The organism is Agrobacterium sp. CNPSo 3708, from assembly GCF_028674915.1.
GTDB lineage: Bacteria > Pseudomonadota > Alphaproteobacteria > Rhizobiales > Rhizobiaceae > Agrobacterium > Agrobacterium cavarae.
Genome location: NZ_JAQZSF010000002.1, coordinates 21,029 through 38,639 on the forward strand (window position 1 = coordinate 21,029; position 17,611 = coordinate 38,639).

The window sequence follows — 17,611 nt, forward strand, 5'->3', positions numbered from 1 at the left end:
AATAGATACAACGTCTCGCCTCTGTATCTCTGCTTCGAAACACTTCTAAGCAAGTTCGAACCGAATATGCTGCGCCCCTTCCCAAAGTGTCTTGTTACCCAGCACAGCCAAGTTTTCGAGGTTAGACGTCACGGTGATGAAATGGTTGCCAGCGAGTTGTCCCATCTTGGACGAGAAATCGACACCGCCGTAAGCGAGCAAAATTTCCGTCTCGCTGATGCCGCCGGGGTAAAGTATGATATGGCCGGGGGCGGGATGGCTCGTGTGGTTTTCGTAGCCGACGCCGAAATTATAGTCCCCAAGTGGTATCCATACGCCCTCCCCCGACCAGCGAACATGCACGATCTGGCCTTCAAACGGCAAACGTTCAATGAAGGCCTTGCAGGTCTGAGGGGCTTTTTCTGTTTCGAGCACGGCATCGAAAACGAACGGGCCGGCAGTGATTTTCAGTTTCATAAATTCAGGTCTCCGAATTGCTTAGATAGTTTTAGTGCTTTGGGTGCGGGCTGAGCGGTAGGTGCCATCGCCCTTCTTCCCAACGAGCGCGCCGTCACGAACCATCACCCGGCCGCCGAGGATGACGGTGGTCGGCCAGCCCGTGATCTCGATACCTTCATAGGGCGAATAGTCAGCACCATCGTGCAGATCGGCATGGCGTATCGTGCGATTGATGGTCGGGTCCCAAATGGCGATGTCGGCATCTGCACCGATCGAGATCGTGCCTTTTTCCGGGTAAAGCCCGTAGGTTTTGGCATGATTGGTCGCCGAAAGCGCGACAAAGCGCGGCAAATCGATACGCCCCTTCATCACCCCTTCCGAAAAAAGTATTGGCAGACGCGTTTCGACACCGGGGATACCGTTTGGAATGTGACGAAAGCTTTCAAGTCCCTTCGGACTGCGCTTGCCGCGTTCGTCATCGTAGCGGAACGGGCAGTGATCGGACGAGAAGAGATCGAAAATGCCGGTTTCAATACCTCTCCAGCATTCTTCCTGAGCAGCCTTGTCGCGGGGTGGAGGAGAGCAGACAAATTTCGCGCCCTCCCAATCCATGCCGTCTAGATCATCGGCCGTCAGCATCAAATATTGAGGGCATGTTTCGCCAATCACCTTGAGACCACGAGATCGAGCTCGCGCGATTTCCTCCATCGCTTCGCCGTTGGAGACATGGACAATGACAATGGGCACATCAACGATTTCGGCAAGTGTTAGCGCCCGGTGTGTCGCCTCGCGTTCAACCGCCACCGGCCGTGTAGAGGCATGCGCTCGCGGAGCAACGTTCCCCTCCGCCTCATGCCTTGCAATCAAAAAACGGATAGCATCTTCATTTTCACAATGGACCATGACAGTCGCGCCAGTCGATCGTGCAACGTCCAGCGTCTTGAGGATTTCTGCATCGTTGAGCCGAAGCCCCTCATAAGTCATGAAGACTTTGAAGGAAGAATAGCCGTCAGCAGCCAAAGCCGGAAGCTCCTGACCAAGGAGACTATCCGTCGGGTCCGAAACGATGAGGTGAAAGCTGACATCGGTATAGCAGTTGCCCTCGGCGAGCTCGTGATAAGCATTAAGCGCCTCGCGCATCGGCTTATCCTTCTCCTGCAGGCAAAACGGCATAATCGTCGTATTGCCGCCGAAAAGGGCAGAACGGGTACCGCTCTCGAAGTCGTCGGCCATGACGATGCCATCTCCCGAGGGCTGGGAGATATGGACATGGCTATCAATGCCACCCGGTAAAACGTATTTGCCGCTCGCGTCGATTGTCTGGGCACCGCCGTCGAGCTGTTCGCCGATCTGGACGATTTTGCCGCCGCGAATGGCTATGTCGGCTTTGAAGATGTCGGAGGCGGTCGCTATGGTACCACCTTTAACGACTAAGTCGAATTCGGTCATATCAAACTCTCAATGATGGAGGATCTTGCTGAGAAAGGCTTCTGTGCGCGGATTGTGACGATTACTGAAGAAATCTTCCGTGGCGCGGTCCTCGACGATTTCGCCCTGGTCGATGAAGATCATCCGTGTCGCGACTTTGCGTGCAAAACCCATCTCATGGGTAACAACCATCATCGTCATGCCTTCACTGGCAAGGTCGGTCATTACATCCAACACTTCGGAAATCATCTCGGGATCGAGAGCTGATGTCGGCTCGTCGAACAGCATGGCTTTCGGGTTCATGGCAAGCGCCCGGGCTATCGCCACGCGTTGCTGCTGTCCGCCGGACAATTGGCCTGGATACTTGTGGGCGTGCCCTGTCATCCCCACGCGATCCAGAAGATCCATGCATCGCCTTTTGGCAATAGTTTCGCTGCGATGAAGAACGATGCGCTGTGCAAGCATGATGTTGGCTTCGATTGTCAGGTGCGCGAAGAGTTCAAAGTTTTGAAACACCATACCAACACGGGAACGAAGATCAGGCAGGTCAGTGCCGGGATCATTGACTTCTATCCCATCCACTCGGATCGACCCTTCCTGAATGGGCTCCAGCGCATTGACGCATTTGATCAGGGTCGATTTGCCAGATCCAGACGGCCCACAGACCACGACAACTTCACCCTTGGAAACACTCGTTGAGCAATTCTTGAGGACCGCAAACTCGCCATAGTATTTCGTGACGCCGGTGATCTCGATCATGACCGAACTCCCTGAAAGCGGTTGATGGAAAAGGCCGACAAATCGCGCCCGGGGTCGCGGCCAAGGACGAGATCGGCCGTGAGTTGGCCGATGAGAGGCCCAAGCGTAAAGCCATTGGATGTGACTGCATTAAAGAAACCGGGCAAACCTGGATGCTCTCCAAGGATTGGCGCGCCGTCGATGTTGATGTTCATCGCAGCCCAACTGCGGATGACGTGCAGTTTTCTGAGATCTGGGACAACGTGCTGCGCCACCCAAAGATTGCCCTCTAGGCTGGAAAACATCGGGCGAGGATGGCTGTGGACAGGATCGAGACCAGCCGTCCAACCACCGCCGATCAGAAAATTGCCGTTGGCAGCCTGCTTGAGCGTCAGATGACGGTCGGCATGGGCAACCAGATGCGAGACAGCTGGCGCAGCGGCCTCGGTCACCACCATCTGCAGCGGCGCCCCGAACACGGGAATGTCCAGCCCCAGCATTGCCCCGACGCGCGAAGCAAAAGCACCGGCAGCATTCACGATGCGGCCTGCCCGTAGCGGTCCCCGCGAGGTTTCGATGATAAATCCTGACCCTTCGCGGCGGATCGACAGCACTTCGGTACGGTCCGATACGCGAGCACCAGCGGCCACAGCGCCGTCATGCACGTGTCGCGTCGCGACAAGCGGGTTGATCTTCCCTTCCATTGGACAATATGCGGCGCCAATCATCAACGGAGAAAGCGCGGGCTCTAGCTTCCGTAAATCTTCAGCGCCAATCACATGACAATCGATGCCATTTTCGCGTTCAACTCGAGTCTTCTCCTCAAGGAAGCGCATGTGTGCTTCGGTCTCGGCAACCATCAGGCCGCCCGTGATCTTCATCTCAAAATCGCGACCGAGCTTTTTTTCAAGCATCTGCCATAGCGAAATGGAGTCTCGCTGCAACCGAAGCGTTTTTGCGGCTGGCCCTCCACCTGCTTCTGCTCGGGCTCCGTGATCGAATGACAACAATTGCGCATGGAGGCTGCCGGCATTCCCGCCCGATGCCAGTCCGCCAGGAAAACCACGTTCCAACACCACAACATCTTCGCCAGCTTCCGCCAGAAACAAGGCGCACGAAAGTCCGGCAATTCCCGCGCCGATGACAACGGTGGACGCTTCTCTCATCGGCAGCGGTTCGGAATGGTGCAATGGCGGACGTGCGGGCAACAGTGCTCGTCTATGCCCTCCCCACTCCGGCTTCTCAATCGCAAGTGCCGCAAGCGGCACCGGACGTAGTGGCATCTGCGGTGCAAGCAGGCCGTCGGTCTCGCTCATAGGTCGGCCGGTCAATTCTGTGAGCGTCCGGCCACAGTAGCGGCTTTGGCAGCGTCCCATCCCGGCACGGGTCAGGCGCTTCATTGTTGCGATGTCCAGCGGACCCTTAACGGCAAGACTCTTCAGAGTACCGATTGCGACACTTTCGCACCGGCAGGCGAGAGCGGTGTCTGCGGGTTCCAACGGTGTTGGCGCCGGGGCAAACAATCGCCAAAGCGCTGCTTGAAACGCTTTGGCGCGCGCAAGTTTTCTCTTAGCTGTGGTGTCTGGCTGAGGCTTGAAGCCGAGCTTGGCTGCGATTGCCAGACCTGCAAGCCTACCTTCAGCCATTGCCAGGTAAGCACCACCAAAACGCACAGCCTCGCCGACGATATGGATGTGAGGCAGCGAACTTTCGCCATCCTCGGCACAATCTGCCGTGAGGGTGCCGTTCCCGGTTACACGATGAGCACAACCCAGCAACCGCGACAACTCGTTGGACGAGGTAAAATGTCCACCCAACAAAACGGTATCGACTCCGAAGGTTAAGTCGCCCCCAAGACCGGAAACCGTCACCGCCTCTACCCGGCCATCACCTTTGATGTCCGATATTTGCGCGTTCCAGGCGAGCTTGACACCTGCTCGCTCCAATCTTGCGATCTCTTTCACGCCTTTGAGGGCAAGTGCCGCGTCATGGCGAAAAACATTGAATGCTTCGACTGGACTGCTCCATGGTGCGCCTGCCTGCTCCACCAGACAGACAACGTCACCGCCCGCCTTGAGAATCTCGCTTGCGACTTGAAAATTGAGAGGACCGTTCCCGGCAATCAGAATGCGCCGACCGGGAAGCGTGCCATAGCTGCGCAGCAGGGTTTGTGCAGCCCCTGCCGTCATGACACCCGGTAGCGTCCAACCCTTGATGGCTGGCGGTCGCTCAAAAGCCCCGGTTCCGATGACAAGCATGGTAGGTCGGCAATAGAAAACGCCATCATGGTCTAGACTGGAAATTACTACTCGTCCATCTTCTCCATGAGCCGCGCCCCAGACGGTCACGCCTGAACAAATGGTCACGCCAAGCGAGCGTGCTCTTTCGATCAACGCAGCCCCATCTGCGGCCTGCCGGTCAGCCTTGAGCGCCAGACGTGCTGCATCCGTGTTAGGCTGCTTGAAGAATTGGCCGCCAGATGTGTGCCGCTCATCGACCAGAGTTACAGAGGCCCCGGCTTCTGCCGCTGCCACCGCGGCAGCGAGACCACCCGGCCCCGCTCCAATGACCAGCAAGTCCATGTCCAACTCAGGAAGTTTTGTTGGGACAGGGCTCAGGTCTGCTAGACCAGTGGAAGTGATGTCGGGACGCGCCTGCTGACGATCAACGCGCATGCCGTCTCGAACGGGCGTCATACAGGCGCGCTGGCTCGTGCGGCTATCGATTGTCACAAGGCAATCGTGACACACACCCATGCCACAAAACAGACCACGCTTCTCCCCTGCTGCATCAGTAGAGAAGTCTGCTTGATCCAGCGCGGTCAGCGCGGCGGCAATGGAAAGGCCCGGATCGACGCGATGCGCAACGCCATCGAAATAGACGGTCACGCCTGCATCCTGAATGATCGAACCGGGCATCTGGTTTCTCCGGCTCAGTTTTGGGAAAAGCTTAAGCCGAAACGCTCGACCAAAGCCTTCATCGCGGCATCCTGCTCTGATGGCAACGGCAGACGCGGCGGCAGCGGCGATCCTGCGGCAAACCCCATGTGGTTCAGCAAGGCCTTGGAGCCAGCGACATAGGCCTGTCCACCGACCGCCTGGATGATGGGAAGCCACTCCAGATAAAGCGCACGCGCTTCATCGTATTGCTTCTCATCGGCCGCTAGAGTGAAGATGCGCGACATTGCTGCAGGCGCCACATTGGACGCAACGGCTACCCAGCCCTGCGCGCCCATGACGAAAGATTCAAAGCCTAGAATACCGCCGAAAGGCGTCATTTTGTCACCAGCCAGGCGAACGATATCTCGGATTCTGGTGACCTCGAGCGTCGATTCCTTGACGTAGTCGCAGCCATCAATCTCGGCGATGCGAGCCAGAAGTTCGGGCTTCATGTCCACATTCGACGTTGCAGGGTTGTTGTAGACCATGATCGGAATGGAAATTGAGCGGGCGATGGTTTGGTAATGTGTTACCAGTTCGTCGTCGGTCGGCGTCGAGTAGAATGGCGGGATTATCATCACGCCATCCGCGCCCAGTGCCTCGGCCTTGCAGCTCAAGCGAACCGCTTCACGGGTATCTTCAGCACCTGTTCCGATCAGAACTGGTACGCGCCCGGCGGCGCTCTGGATGACCGTGCGGGCGACGTCGTCCCAATCCTGATCGGATAGTGAAAGGAACTCTCCTGTCGAACCAAGAGGGATGAGTCCATGCACGCCCTCCCGGATCTGCCAATCTGTAAAGGCAGCGAGTGCTGGCAAATTGACTTTCCCATCTTCGTCGATGGGAGTGATCATCACGGTAAAGACACCACGAAACGTCTTTGGCATGCAGTAAGTCCTTTATTGAATATCAGCGCTTTTCGCTGAGCTGTAGCGGTGCTGTGGACTGGCCGAAGCGCCTTTCGATATGCCGCTGCACAAAGTCCCAGAGGGTCGTGAGAAGAAGATAATAGATGGCAGCCACGGCGAAGAGTTCGAGCACCATGAACTTTTCCTGGATCAGCACCTGGGTGCGCCGTAGCAGTTCCTCCATTGAAATGACGGAGGTGACGGATGTTGTTTTCAGCAGACCATTGACCGAGTTACCAAGGGGCGGGATGATGACCTTGAACGCCTGCGGCATGACGATGTGGCGCATTATCTGACGCTCAGTCATGCCTAAAGCTCTCGCCGCACGCGCTTGTCCTGCAGGAACTGCCTCGATGCCGGACCGGATAATCTCCGCCAGATATGCTGCCTCGTTCAAAGCCAGCCCGATCAACGCAGCTTGTACAACGGAGAACTTGATCCCGAGTTGCGGTAATGCGGTATAGAGCACGATCAATTGCACGAGCAGCGGCGTGCCACGGAACAGCCAGATATAGAACCACCCGATGCACCTCATAAGCCTTAGCTTGGATCTGCGCATGAGGGCCACGACAAAGCCGAGTAGTAGGCCGAACACAAGTGAGACGCAGGTCAGCCAGATCGTGGTGACAACACCTCCGAGGATGAAGGGATTGACGAGATAGTCGAAGAAGCCAGACCAGTTCCAGTACGACATGGAGGGACCTTTAATGCTAAGGAGATGCCGGACGAGCCGGCATCCATCAGAATGATGAACCGCTCAGATCAGCGGCCTGGACCCTTGACTGAGTAGTCGCCTGCGATCATCGGCAGACCGTAGCTGTCGAAGAGTTTTCCCAACGAGCCATCTGCTTTCATTTCTTTGAGGACGCCGGATACCGCGTCTGCAAGTTTCGCGTTCTTGAAAGCAACGGCAACGGGTGCAGGATAAAGACCGCTGACGGCACGACGGAAATCGCCACGGCTATCATATTCCTTTGCGACACCATCGATTGAGACAACGCCCTCGACTTGACCGGCGCGTAGCGCCTGGAAGGCCAGCGCGAAATTATCGAAGGTCTGAATGACGAGCCCTGTCTTGCCGGCGGCTTTGAGTTCAGCGTCAAGAGCACGGGTCGTCGTTTCTTCGAAGCCGCCGAGCTCGACGCCGACGCGCAGACCATCAAGCCCATCCTTGTCCTTCACCGTCGTATTGCTCGTCGCCACTGAAACGCTGATGGCCTGGTCCTCGTAGGGGATCATTTGCATGATGGCCGCGCGCTCTTTCGTGAAGAATATTCCAGTGTTGATCATATCCCATCGGCCAGCCTGAAGACCGGGGATCATCGCCGAGAATTCGATGCGGACATATTCAGGCGTAAGGCACAGGCGCTTGGCAATTTCCTCGCCAAGTTCGACCCGCATGCCTTTGAGCTCTCCGGTGGAATCGACGAACTGCATCGGCGGTAATGTTGGATTAACCGACATTGTCAGCGTCCCAGGCTTGACCAATTCGGAATCGGGAACCTTAGGCGTGCAGCTCTGCGCAAACGCCGACGCTGCCGTGGAGAGTAATAGAAGGGAGGCAATGGAGATGGTGCGGAATGACATGATGACCCTCTGGTTTTTCGATCTTCTCGTGGACCTAAACAACGATGCTTGTTAATTTCGCATTCATTTGGTATACCACTTTCATACACAATCATTTGCCGTATGCAACATCTTTCCGCCAGGGCAGTCAAAAATTGAAATATCTGAGGTTTGGGATAGGCTGGCTCGGCTCAGTACGTCGAAAGGACGTTCTGGCGCACCCGTTCAAGATGCAACGTCATAGCCACGCGGGCGGCATCCGCATCGCGATCCATCAGTGCTTTTACGATGCCCTGATGGTCAGCAAGACCCGGCTTCCGCTGGGCGAGTTTACGCTGGCGCTCGAAGATCGTGGTGTAGCGCCTCATTTGCAAGATGGTGTCCGCCATGAAGGGATTTCCACTGGCATCAGCAATGCCCTGGTGCAAAGCATCATCGAAGTTCCATACGAACTCGGGATCAGGATCTGGATCCAACTCTATGTCTCGAAGCATCGCAGCGAGGTCTGCGACTGTCTCAGCCGTTATTCCCTTGCACGCTTGCGCCGCCGCACTTGGCTCAACGAGCATTCGCATCGCCACGCTGTTCAGGTAGTCGGACAGGGTGACGATACGCACCGTGAGAACGCCCTTGGCGTTGCGCGCAAGAAGCCCCTGCCCCTCAAGACGTCCCAACGCATCACGCATTGGCGAACGAGAGACGCCCAGTCGCGCCGCAAGCCTGCGCTCCTGCACCACAGCACCACCCGCCATTTGCGCGGAGAGGATTTCCCCGAGCAGTGCAGAATAGGTCTCATCTGCAAGGCTTCGTTCCGCCGTGACCTGACCGTCCATTCCATTGACTCCCCGGTAGTTGACAATATCGAGCGGTATGGACCATGGCTGAAAACAAGAAAAGCCTTTGGGGCAACATCAACTGGGAATAGACCAATAGCTGCCTGGAGGCTGATGCGCTTTGACACAAACAGACACTGATCCTGGCATAGGAAAACGGTCCAAAGACGCAGGCCACAAGCTTGCCGCCCTCGCGTATAACGCTGTTTCTGACATGATCCGCCACCGTCGTCTTGGAGGCGGCCACGTTATCATCGAAGCGCAGCTTGCCGAGATGCTCGGTGTGTCGCGCACGCCCCTGCGTGAAGCTTTGCAGCGGCTGGAAGGTGAAGGCTTGATTCACAAAGGCGACGGCCGCAACTACGTGGTGCGACACGTCGATATCGGAGAATACATCCAGAGCCTGAAGCTACGTCTGTTGATCGAACCACACGCGGCTGTACAGGCCATGCCAAGCATACCCGGTCGCAAACTCGTCGAGGTGCGGCGCGAAATTGACGAGCTTATGGGCGCTACTGCGTACCATACGGATGCCCACTGGTTTTCAGACGATCACTTGCATAACCTGATAATCGACCATTGTGGCAACGAAGTTATGGCAGGTGTTTTACGCAATCTGCGAGCCGCCACGCGCCTCTTTGAAATCGGCCAGTTGAAAGACCGCCTGACACCAGATTCTACGGAACATCTTGCCATCATCGACGCCTTGCAGCGCAACGACCCCGGCGCGGCGTTTGAAGCAACGAAAGCGCACATTGAGAGCCTCATTGAGTTTGCGCGAATGCACCTCATCACCAATGAGTGAGCTTTCTCTGTAAAGCACGCTACATCCGGCGGCCTTGCGTCTTTCTAAGTACTTGGGCATGGGGATTGGCGATTGGTTGGAGAGATCAGAAACGCGAGTGGACAAAAGTGAAGGCAGCGATGATACACCGCATGTGTTTTTCAAATTGTCCTGAAGTCAAATCATCTCCTGAATGTGCCCGCTATTGCCGCTTGAGAAGAACTTACGTGCTTTATAGGGGTATTCCGCCTTTCCTGCTCGGATCGTTGTGAAACTTGGAACGCGATGTTTCTGCAAGGTGACAACGCAAATGAAGTCGAGTACGTCCGCCGCCGGGCATCGAAGTGTAAAAAGACCGGAAGCTTATCGCTCCACCTCCGTCGACCGACCTCTCGATTACAGTTCTGCTGCGACCTTGTTCAATGTGGGTACCTTCTAAGCGTCGATGAAACGAACGACTTCCTTCTCAGTTGTCGCCCCTCTCAGGAAGAAAGCCAAAATACACAGTATCTCGCACAAGGATGGCGATCATCAAATTCGGTTACGAAAGAGCCCCACTGAGATGACGAGGGCTCTTACTTACTTCTTGTGGCCATTAGTGAGCGTTGCCGAGCTTTCTGATCGCTTCCACGTCCTGCGTGGTTACCGCAGAAGCTTTGTTCGTCCACGCGTTGCGCAGGAAGGTGGCAAGCGTTGCGATCTCCTCGTCGGACAGGCGATCCTCGTAGCCCTGCATTCTCACCTTCATGGGGCGTTTTTCAGTTGAAGGAAGCTCTGCACCATGGAGGATCACGCTAATCAGGCCTTTGCTAGACTTCGCTGTCACCAGTGAGTTTCCGTCAAGTTCCGGGAATATTTCCGGCGCACCCTTACCGTTCACGAGGTGACATCCACCGCAATTGTCCAGATAGAGCCGCGCTCCGAGCGGCATGTCAGGTCCAGCGCTCGACAAGAGTTCTTCCGTCGGCGTTGGCGCGTCGGCCGATTTTGCGGCCTGTTGTCCAGGCGTCCCGATCTTCGTCAGGAAGCTTGCTATCGCCCGATTGTCATCTTGCGTCAGGTACTGAGTGGAATCGCGCACCACCAGCATCATTTCTCCTGTTGCCGTTGAATGAGCGTTGCGAGCGGTGGCAAGATAAGCTGCCGTCTCCTCGACTCCCCATTTTTGTGGACCGCTGCTAGGGCCTCTGAGATCCGGAGCCGTGTAGTTGTCGATTTCACCACCCGAGAGGAAGCTCTTGTACGTCTCGTCGATACCATCCTGCGTCATCAGCACCGAGCGTGGGCTGTGACAGGCGGCGCAGTGACCCGGCCCTTCGACCAGATATTTGCCACGGTTAAAAATGGCGTCTTCTGCTGTGTTGGGTGCAAATCCGGCTTCGCCACGCAAAGCAACCCAGTTCCATGCACGCAGACCAAATCGCATATTGAAAGGAAATGCGAGTTTCGTTGGCTCGACTTTATTCGAGACAGGCTTCACCTCATGCATGAAGTAGTCGTAGAGCGAAACTACGTCTTCTTCCGTTAGCTTGCGGTAATTCTCATACGGCATGGCGGGATAAAGATGCGTGCCGTTCGGCGTCACACCATCATAGAGAACGGCACGAAAATCGTCGAGCGTATAGCTCCCGATACCGGTTTCCTTGTCAGGCGTGATGTTGGTGGTCCAGATTGTTCCCATCGGGCTCTGGATCGCACGACCGCCTGCAAAGGGTGTTCCACCCTCATTCGTGTGACAGGCCATGCAATCGCTGGCACGCATGAGGTATTCCCCACGACCTTCTGCTGGCTTGAAATTTGCTGCCAGTTCAGCAGTTGCTTCCGTGCGCTGAACGGGCACGAAAATGAAGGCGAGAAGACAAGCAATGCCAACGAGGACGAGAGCGGCGAGAACTTTGAGAAGCGTTTTCATGGTGGCACTCCTCAAACTAGTGGCCGTGGGTTGGGAAGGTAGTCCTTGCGGATATGCTCAGCTGCCCAATAGGCGAGACCACCCACCATGCCGGTGGGGTTATACTGCGTATTCTGCGGAAATGCCCCGGCGCCAAGAACGAAGATATTGTGCTTGTCCCAGGCCTGAAGGTACCGGTTGACCGCCGATGTCTTGGGATCGTCGCCCATTACGGAGCCGCCGACATTGTGCGTGGTTTGATAGGGCCTGACATCATACATGGCACCTTCCTTCTTGAAGCCTTCCTGCATGGATGTCGGGTTGAGAGCCTTCGCAATCGGCTCGATCTTCGACTTCATGAATTGGGTCATGCGAATGTCATTGGCATTCCAGTTGAACGTCATGCGCATCAAGGGACGCCCGTGCCGGTCCTTGTAGGTCGGATCGAGATCGAGGTGATTCCCACGATAGGCCATATGGGACCCGTGCGAACCGATGGACATGGAGTGCCCGTACCATTCACCCACGGCCTGCTTCCACTTTGCGCCCCAGCTTGGGGTGCCTGCTGGAAGCGCCATGGAGCGGATCGGTTGACCATTCGATTGCCCGGCGGAGATGTAGGAGCCGCCAATGAAGCCTTCCCGACCGAAATCGATGTTATCGATACCGAAATCATCGATGGTCATGCCGTTGGCACCAGTGCCGATGAATGGATTGAAAACCTCGTCCTTGAAAAACAGCGTGTAGCCACCATTCATCTGATAGGCATAGTTGCGGCCGGTAACGCCTTCTCCCGTATTGGGATCATAGGGCTGCCCGATGCCGGATAGCAGCATCAGGTGAACGTTGTGCAGCTGATAGGCAGCCAGAATTACCAGATCGGCAGGCTGGAAGACTTCCTCCTGCGCCTTTTCGTCGAAATAGGTGACGCCGGTCGCGGTCTTGCCATCCGGTGCCATTTCGATGCGCAACACTTCGCATTCCGTGCGATATTCGAAATTCGGCTTGCGCTTCAGGGCGTCAAGAATGGCGGTCTGCGGCGAAGATTTCGAATAGTTATAACAACCATAACGCTCGCAGAAGCCGCAATGATTACATGGGCCCATCTGCATGCCGTATTCGTTGACATAGGCTTGCGACGCTATACCGCCGGGGCGCGGAAACGGATGGTAGCCCATGGATTTAGTGACTTCACCGAACTTGGCTCCGTCCCAGGTCGTCGGCATAGGCGGCATGGGATAATCGCGGGAGCGTGGAGCCTCGAACGGATTACCGCCTTCGATCTTCTCACCCTTGATGTTACCAGCCTTGCCCGAGATGCCTGCAACCCGTTCGAAACGGTCGAAATAGGGCTCGAGCTCGTCATACGTGACCGGGTAATCCTGAATGGTCATATCTTCGGGGATAATGGATGCCCCCCAACGTTCCTCGACATAGGATCGAAGACGATATTCTGACGTCATAGGACGCCAGTTGAGCCCGTTCCAGTGCGTGCCGGCACCGCCGACACCAATACCCGGTAGAAAGGAGCCGAGGCTGCGATAGGGCAATGCCACCTCGGTCTCGCTCCGACGAATTGTCACTGTCGAATTCCGCGGCTTTTGCATCATGCCGAGACGTACGCCGTATTTCAGCTCATCGATCATCTCAGGATATTGGAAATTGGGAACGGTATTCTGGTCATGACCGCGCTCGAGCGCGACGATCTCAAGCCCGTCCTGCGCAAGCTCCATGCCGAGGATCGATCCGGTCCAACCAAGACCGACGATGACGACATCTTTTTTCTTTTCAGTTCTAGCCATCGTTCATGCCCTCTCGCCAGAGATCGAAACCGGTCCCAGCGGATATTTAACGTTATGTTTGAGAACCCATTCCTTGTACGATCCACGCGCGCCGGGGAAACCGATATAGGTCCACGCCTGCATTTTATGGTTTCCGCCATACAGTGGATCGGCGAAATAACCCTCTTTGGTGTTTCCAAGCAGAATGGAGAAGAAATCGCGCATTTCCGGATGAAGCTTCATTTCGTCTTTCTGAAGCGAGGTAAGCGCCTGATCCTGCGTCGCCTCATCCAGCTCCGCGAAAATCTTCCCATGTGTCGTGCGACACCATTCGTCAAATACCGGGATGGCTTGTTGATAAATCTGAAGCGGCGTCAGCGGTGTCTGCCAGCCACGCAACGGACTTGCGTCGGCCTCATGAGGACCTTCCATATACCAATCGGCAGCGCGACCGAAATCGCCAGCCAACTGCATATCGATAAAGACCGGGACACGTGTTTCGATGGCTCCGGGGCCCTCGCCCTCGGAAGGGATCAATCTTGCTACCGCTGCCACTACTAAAGCCCACTCGCTGGGCTTGAGACAGATAGGCGTGTACGCATCCAGCGCGACCGGCTCTAGTTGCTCCTCAGCCTTCAGCGGCACGGCTGCGAGTCCAGCGACTGCAGCACTTGCAGCGGACGCTTTAAGAAAATTTCGACGTGAAGGACGGCCTGGAAGGTCTCTCATAGGCAACTCGCTTTGTGACGGGCATCACTTGAAAATTGTTGTTTAGATCCATCGGGAAATGAGTCAGGTGGGCCGCTGCGGTTTATCGTCGCAGCGAAATCAGCGCAAGTTCACTTAGAACAAAAATCGTTCGTTTGTCGCTTCGTGAGAATCTGGTTCCGTAATTCTTCTAAAATAAGCAACAATCTTTAAGACGCCTAGCGAAGCGTTCCGATCTGAAACCAACATACCCAAAGCATAGAGTATCTGTCTGACAACCATGCGGTACAACGTCAGATCGGCAAGTAGGCGGACTCACAATGCCCTCCGGCACGCGCTTCCAGAACGCGAATTGAGGCGCGCTGACGCCCAGAAGGCGCAACAGCATCCACCTCAGGAAGCTCGCTTTAACGCTCGCTCCTTATTGACTGGGGCGCTTTAGCGTCTGTTTGATATTCATCCGTTACCCCAGCGATTGCTCCTTACTGGAATGCAAAGCACCAGGCATGACGTTTTCAGGTATTGGGCAGACATAAGGGTCGTCGCCCCTCGCAGCTTTCCATTCTGCTGTTGCCTTGGCCAACAGGCTCGGAGATGTTGCCAAATCAAGGCCCGTCGAAGCAAGAGCTTTAGCAGCATGCACCATTGCCTTATGGGCTGCACGGCTTCTGCCCTGCGCCACGACTTGCCATGTATGAGGGTTTGTTCCTATCGCCCAAGTTGGCGCCCAGCACTGTGCGGTAGGTGTCACACGGCTGACGTCGCCCACATCGGTAGATCCTGCTCGAAAATGGGAGTGCCCTTCGAAAGCACGCAATCCCAAATGTAGCGGCGTCGATCCGTCAATCTTCTCGTTGGAGAAGACATCATCCTTGATCTGATAAAGTTTGATGCTGCTCTTGATCGCTTCCTGCGTAAATGTGGCTTGGATTTTACGGGCGAACTCCATGTCTGCCTCATCAAACGGCACCGGCCCAATCGCCATCAGATTTTCGTGGATTGCGTTTTCAAGCGTGAGGTTCGGCAGCAAGTTTGTGGCGGCGGTGTCGAACACGATCTCCACCTCAGTTCCGGTCATCATGGCGGCACCGCGCGCGACCTGATCCACGCGCTCGGCCAGTGCCAGAGCCTGGGACATTTCGGGCGCGCGAACGAGATAAAGCACCTCTGCTTTTGCCTGAACCACGTTAGCGGCACGTCCGCCTGCATCGGTGATGGCATAATGCACGCGGCAATCCTGCGGCATATGCTCGCGAAGGAAGTTGACACCGACATTCATCAGTTCGACGGCATCGAGAGCCGACCGCCCAAGATGAGCCGCATTGGCGGCATGCGCGGCAGTGCCTTTGAACCTATAGTAATACTCTAGTACCGCGAGGTTATTTGTCGATCTGACGCCATTGAATGGGGCTGGGTGCCAGGTCAGTGCGGCGTCCACATCGTCGAAGGCACCTGCCCGCACCATGAAGGTTTTTCCGGAACCGCCCTCCTCTCCAGGGCAACCATAATATCGAATTGTCCCCGGCAGACCGTTAGCCTCCAAATGTCTTGCCAGCGAGATTGCCGCGATGAGAGACCCGACTCCTAATAGGTTATGGCCGCAGCCGTGACCGCTGGCGCCCGGCTCACCTTCCCGTTGCTCATCGATGTCCGCAAGCTGGCTCATGCCTGCAAGAGCATCATATTCGCCAAGGAATGCGATGACAGGTTTGCCATGCCCGTATTGGCCGACAAATGCGGTTTCCATTCCCGCGATGCCTTCCTCAACGGAGAAACCATGTTGCTTCAATGTCTCAACAAGAAGTTTGGCTGATTTATATTCGTCGTACTTCAGTTCTGCCAGATCCCATATTTGATCACTTATGGATGTAAAATTAGGAGCTAGGTCGTCGATCGATTGCGTTAGTGATTTCAGGGCTGATTGATCTGGCATGCTGTTCCTCGAGACAAAGCGAAACCGGCACCGCGCATCGATGATGGCAGAGGGCTTCTGTGCATATGAAAGGCACCGCTTATTCGCGGTGCCTAATGACTGGATTATTTACCGACCGACACTTCCCAAAGCCGCGCGTTGGATTGCCAGACCGGCTGACCCTCAAGCGACTTGGTCGCTCCCCAAACGTCGATCATGTCGTAGAGGAAGATGCCTGGCATATCCTGCAACATGAGCTCGTGGAACTGGTCGAAGATTGCCTGACGCTTCTGCTGGTCGATTTCCGCATAAGCAGCCTTCATCAGTTCGATCGCCTTCGGATTATCCCACATGAGCGAAGCGTTCTTGTCCTTATCGCCCACATAGAAGCTGTACATCAACGCAGGATCGAGACGGGGTGCGACGGATTGCGAAATGATCTGGTAATTGCCAGAGCGGCGGCGATCAACCTGCGTTGCATAGTCCAGAACTTCGATCTGCACGTTCAGACCGATCTGCTGCAACATCGCCTGAGCGATGACGGCTGCCGGAAAGCTGGGTACATTGCCACGCTTGTTGGCGATGATGTTGATTTGCTCACCCTTGTAGCCGGATGCTTCGAGTTCCTTTTTCGCCGCATCAAGATCGTAAGGAAGACGCTTCTTCTGTGTCTCGCTGAAGTAGATAGAGTCCGACGCCACCATCGAGCCGTTGGCCTTTCCGGTACCATTGGAGGCCGCAGCAACAAGCTCGTCCATGTCAAGCGCCATCGCGATTGCACGGCGAACCCCGGGTTTGCTCATGACGGGGTCGCGGGTCTGGATGTAGAAGAGGTTTTTGCCGTTGTTCTGCGAAATAATGACCTTGGCCTTTTCGCTCTTCTCAAACTCCGTAATGAGATCAGGCGAGATTTCCGCAGTGTCGAGCACACCCGATTGGAGACCTGCCTTCACAGTGGATGCATCGGGGATGACCATGAACTTGATGCCATCCACCAGTGGTCGCTTCGAGCCGACCATGCCATCCGGTTTGCCGTCATTGGCCGGAGACTGGTATTCATCGAACTTGGCCAAGTGGATGTATTCGCCCTTCTTCCACCCATCCCATTTGAACGGACCAGTTCCGATTGGCTTATCGAATGCACCTTCAGCGTTGAGGGAGTCTTTCGAGATCATGCCTGTGTAGCCGCACTCCGGCCGCGCCATCAGGCCGAGGAAAACCGCGGAGGGCTTATCGAGCGACATCGTGACGGTATGCGCATCGACAGCCTTGATCGCTGTCACCTTCACCGTACCGCCGTCGAAATCCTTGATGCACGTCCACTTCGTGGCGGGGTCCATGTATCGGCTCCAGTTCCAAACGACGTCATCCGCGGTCAGCGGCTTGCCATTGTGAAACTTGACGTTCTGGCGAAGCTTGAATGTGTATGTCAGACCATCGCTCGAGGTTTCAACACTTTCCGCCAGCAAAGGCTTTACTTCGCCGTTGTTGGCGTAGCCCACGAGCCCTTCGACGATATGAAGGATGACGCCATCCGTATTCCCATCCCGGTTAACGCCGGGGATGTTGCTGCGAAGATCCGAGCTCTGCGCAATCACGATATCGCGCGCGTGGGTCGCGCCTGAAAGCGCCATCAATATAGTTCCAGCAAGAAGTAAGCTTTTCATGTTCTACCCTCTGTTATT

General features: G+C 55.7%; 14 protein-coding genes. 1 reads left to right on the forward strand and 13 read right to left on the reverse strand.

The annotated features are described in order from the left end of the window. Positions 1-45: 45 nt before the first annotated feature. The 8 genes from PVA19_RS03105 to PVA19_RS03140 form a co-directional block, all read right to left on the reverse strand. The gene (locus tag PVA19_RS03105; protein ID WP_274101122.1) at positions 46-456 is read right to left on the reverse strand and encodes a DUF3830 family protein; all 411 of its coding nucleotides are present in this window, start codon (positions 454-456) and stop codon (positions 46-48) included. A 21-nt stretch (positions 457-477) separates the two neighbouring features. Beyond that, the gene (gene hydA / locus PVA19_RS03110) at positions 478-1,887 is read right to left on the reverse strand and encodes a dihydropyrimidinase (RefSeq protein ID WP_274101123.1); all 1,410 of its coding nucleotides are present in this window, start codon (positions 1,885-1,887) and stop codon (positions 478-480) included. A 9-nt stretch (positions 1,888-1,896) separates the two neighbouring features. Continuing rightward, positions 1,897-2,625: an amino acid ABC transporter ATP-binding protein gene (locus PVA19_RS03115; RefSeq protein ID WP_274101124.1), complete on the reverse strand. Its 729-nt coding sequence runs from the start codon at positions 2,623-2,625 to the stop codon at positions 1,897-1,899. Then, positions 2,622-5,522 carry an FAD-dependent oxidoreductase gene (locus PVA19_RS03120; RefSeq protein WP_274101125.1) on the reverse strand — a complete coding sequence of 967 codons (2,901 nt, stop codon included), beginning with the start codon at positions 5,520-5,522 and terminating at the stop codon, positions 2,622-2,624. Before PVA19_RS03120 ends, PVA19_RS03115 begins: the two co-directional genes overlap by 4 nt. A 14-nt stretch (positions 5,523-5,536) precedes the next feature. Further along, positions 5,537-6,430 carry a dihydrodipicolinate synthase family protein gene (locus tag PVA19_RS03125; protein WP_274101126.1) on the reverse strand — a complete coding sequence of 298 codons (894 nt, stop codon included), beginning with the start codon at positions 6,428-6,430 and terminating at the stop codon, positions 5,537-5,539. A gap of 22 nt (positions 6,431-6,452) precedes the next feature. Further along, on the reverse strand, positions 6,453-7,145 hold the full coding sequence (locus PVA19_RS03130) for an amino acid ABC transporter permease (RefSeq protein ID WP_113326524.1): 693 nt from the start codon (positions 7,143-7,145) through the stop codon (positions 6,453-6,455). A 68-nt stretch (positions 7,146-7,213) separates the two neighbouring features. Further along, complete coding sequence (locus tag PVA19_RS03135) at positions 7,214-8,038, reverse strand: ABC transporter substrate-binding protein (RefSeq protein WP_274101127.1); 825 nt, start codon at positions 8,036-8,038, stop codon at positions 7,214-7,216. Between the two features lie 170 nt (positions 8,039-8,208). Beyond that, a complete protein-coding gene (locus PVA19_RS03140) occupies positions 8,209-8,850 on the reverse strand; it encodes a GntR family transcriptional regulator (RefSeq protein WP_274101128.1) in 642 nt (213 codons plus the stop codon). Between the two features lie 121 nt (positions 8,851-8,971). Here PVA19_RS03140 and PVA19_RS03145 point away from each other — a divergent pair, with 121 nt between their 5' ends. Beyond that, positions 8,972-9,655, forward strand: coding sequence for a GntR family transcriptional regulator (locus PVA19_RS03145; RefSeq protein WP_274101129.1), 684 nt, complete (start codon positions 8,972-8,974; stop codon positions 9,653-9,655). Between the two features lie 574 nt (positions 9,656-10,229). On the opposite strand, the gene PVA19_RS03150 is transcribed toward PVA19_RS03145, so the two are convergent. The 5 genes from PVA19_RS03150 to PVA19_RS03170 form a co-directional block, all read right to left on the reverse strand. After that, positions 10,230-11,546: a c-type cytochrome gene (locus PVA19_RS03150; RefSeq protein WP_113265121.1), complete on the reverse strand. Its 1,317-nt coding sequence runs from the start codon at positions 11,544-11,546 to the stop codon at positions 10,230-10,232. 11 nt (positions 11,547-11,557) lie between these two features. After that, positions 11,558-13,327 carry a GMC family oxidoreductase gene (locus PVA19_RS03155; RefSeq protein ID WP_153310391.1) on the reverse strand — a complete coding sequence of 590 codons (1,770 nt, stop codon included), beginning with the start codon at positions 13,325-13,327 and terminating at the stop codon, positions 11,558-11,560. A gap of 3 nt (positions 13,328-13,330) precedes the next feature. Continuing rightward, positions 13,331-14,035 carry a gluconate 2-dehydrogenase subunit 3 family protein gene (locus tag PVA19_RS03160; RefSeq protein WP_274101130.1) on the reverse strand — a complete coding sequence of 235 codons (705 nt, stop codon included), beginning with the start codon at positions 14,033-14,035 and terminating at the stop codon, positions 13,331-13,333. A 442-nt stretch (positions 14,036-14,477) separates the two neighbouring features. Then, the gene (locus tag PVA19_RS03165) at positions 14,478-15,947 is read right to left on the reverse strand and encodes a M20 family metallopeptidase (protein ID WP_062599720.1); all 1,470 of its coding nucleotides are present in this window, start codon (positions 15,945-15,947) and stop codon (positions 14,478-14,480) included. A gap of 104 nt (positions 15,948-16,051) precedes the next feature. Continuing rightward, positions 16,052-17,593: an ABC transporter substrate-binding protein gene (locus tag PVA19_RS03170; protein ID WP_274101131.1), complete on the reverse strand. Its 1,542-nt coding sequence runs from the start codon at positions 17,591-17,593 to the stop codon at positions 16,052-16,054. Positions 17,594-17,611 lie beyond the last annotated feature (18 nt).

Coding starts and splice junctions, on each gene's coding strand:
- PVA19_RS03105 (WP_274101122.1), bottom strand. CDS start 456: ATGAAACTGAAAATCACTGCCGGCCCGTTCGTTTTCGATGCCGTGCTC.
- hydA (WP_274101123.1), bottom strand. CDS start 1,887: ATGACCGAATTCGACTTAGTCGTTAAAGGTGGTACCATAGCGACCGCC.
- PVA19_RS03115 (WP_274101124.1), bottom strand. CDS start 2,625: ATGATCGAGATCACCGGCGTCACGAAATACTATGGCGAGTTTGCGGTC.
- PVA19_RS03120 (WP_274101125.1), bottom strand. CDS start 5,522: ATGCCCGGTTCGATCATTCAGGATGCAGGCGTGACCGTCTATTTCGAT.
- PVA19_RS03125 (WP_274101126.1), bottom strand. CDS start 6,430: ATGCCAAAGACGTTTCGTGGTGTCTTTACCGTGATGATCACTCCCATC.
- PVA19_RS03130 (WP_113326524.1), bottom strand. CDS start 7,145: ATGTCGTACTGGAACTGGTCTGGCTTCTTCGACTATCTCGTCAATCCC.
- PVA19_RS03135 (WP_274101127.1), bottom strand. CDS start 8,038: ATGTCATTCCGCACCATCTCCATTGCCTCCCTTCTATTACTCTCCACG.
- PVA19_RS03140 (WP_274101128.1), bottom strand. CDS start 8,850: ATGGACGGTCAGGTCACGGCGGAACGAAGCCTTGCAGATGAGACCTAT.
- PVA19_RS03150 (WP_113265121.1), bottom strand. CDS start 11,546: ATGAAAACGCTTCTCAAAGTTCTCGCCGCTCTCGTCCTCGTTGGCATT.
- PVA19_RS03155 (WP_153310391.1), bottom strand. CDS start 13,327: ATGGCTAGAACTGAAAAGAAAAAAGATGTCGTCATCGTCGGTCTTGGT.
- PVA19_RS03160 (WP_274101130.1), bottom strand. CDS start 14,035: ATGAGAGACCTTCCAGGCCGTCCTTCACGTCGAAATTTTCTTAAAGCG.
- PVA19_RS03165 (WP_062599720.1), bottom strand. CDS start 15,947: ATGCCAGATCAATCAGCCCTGAAATCACTAACGCAATCGATCGACGAC.
- PVA19_RS03170 (WP_274101131.1), bottom strand. CDS start 17,593: ATGAAAAGCTTACTTCTTGCTGGAACTATATTGATGGCGCTTTCAGGC.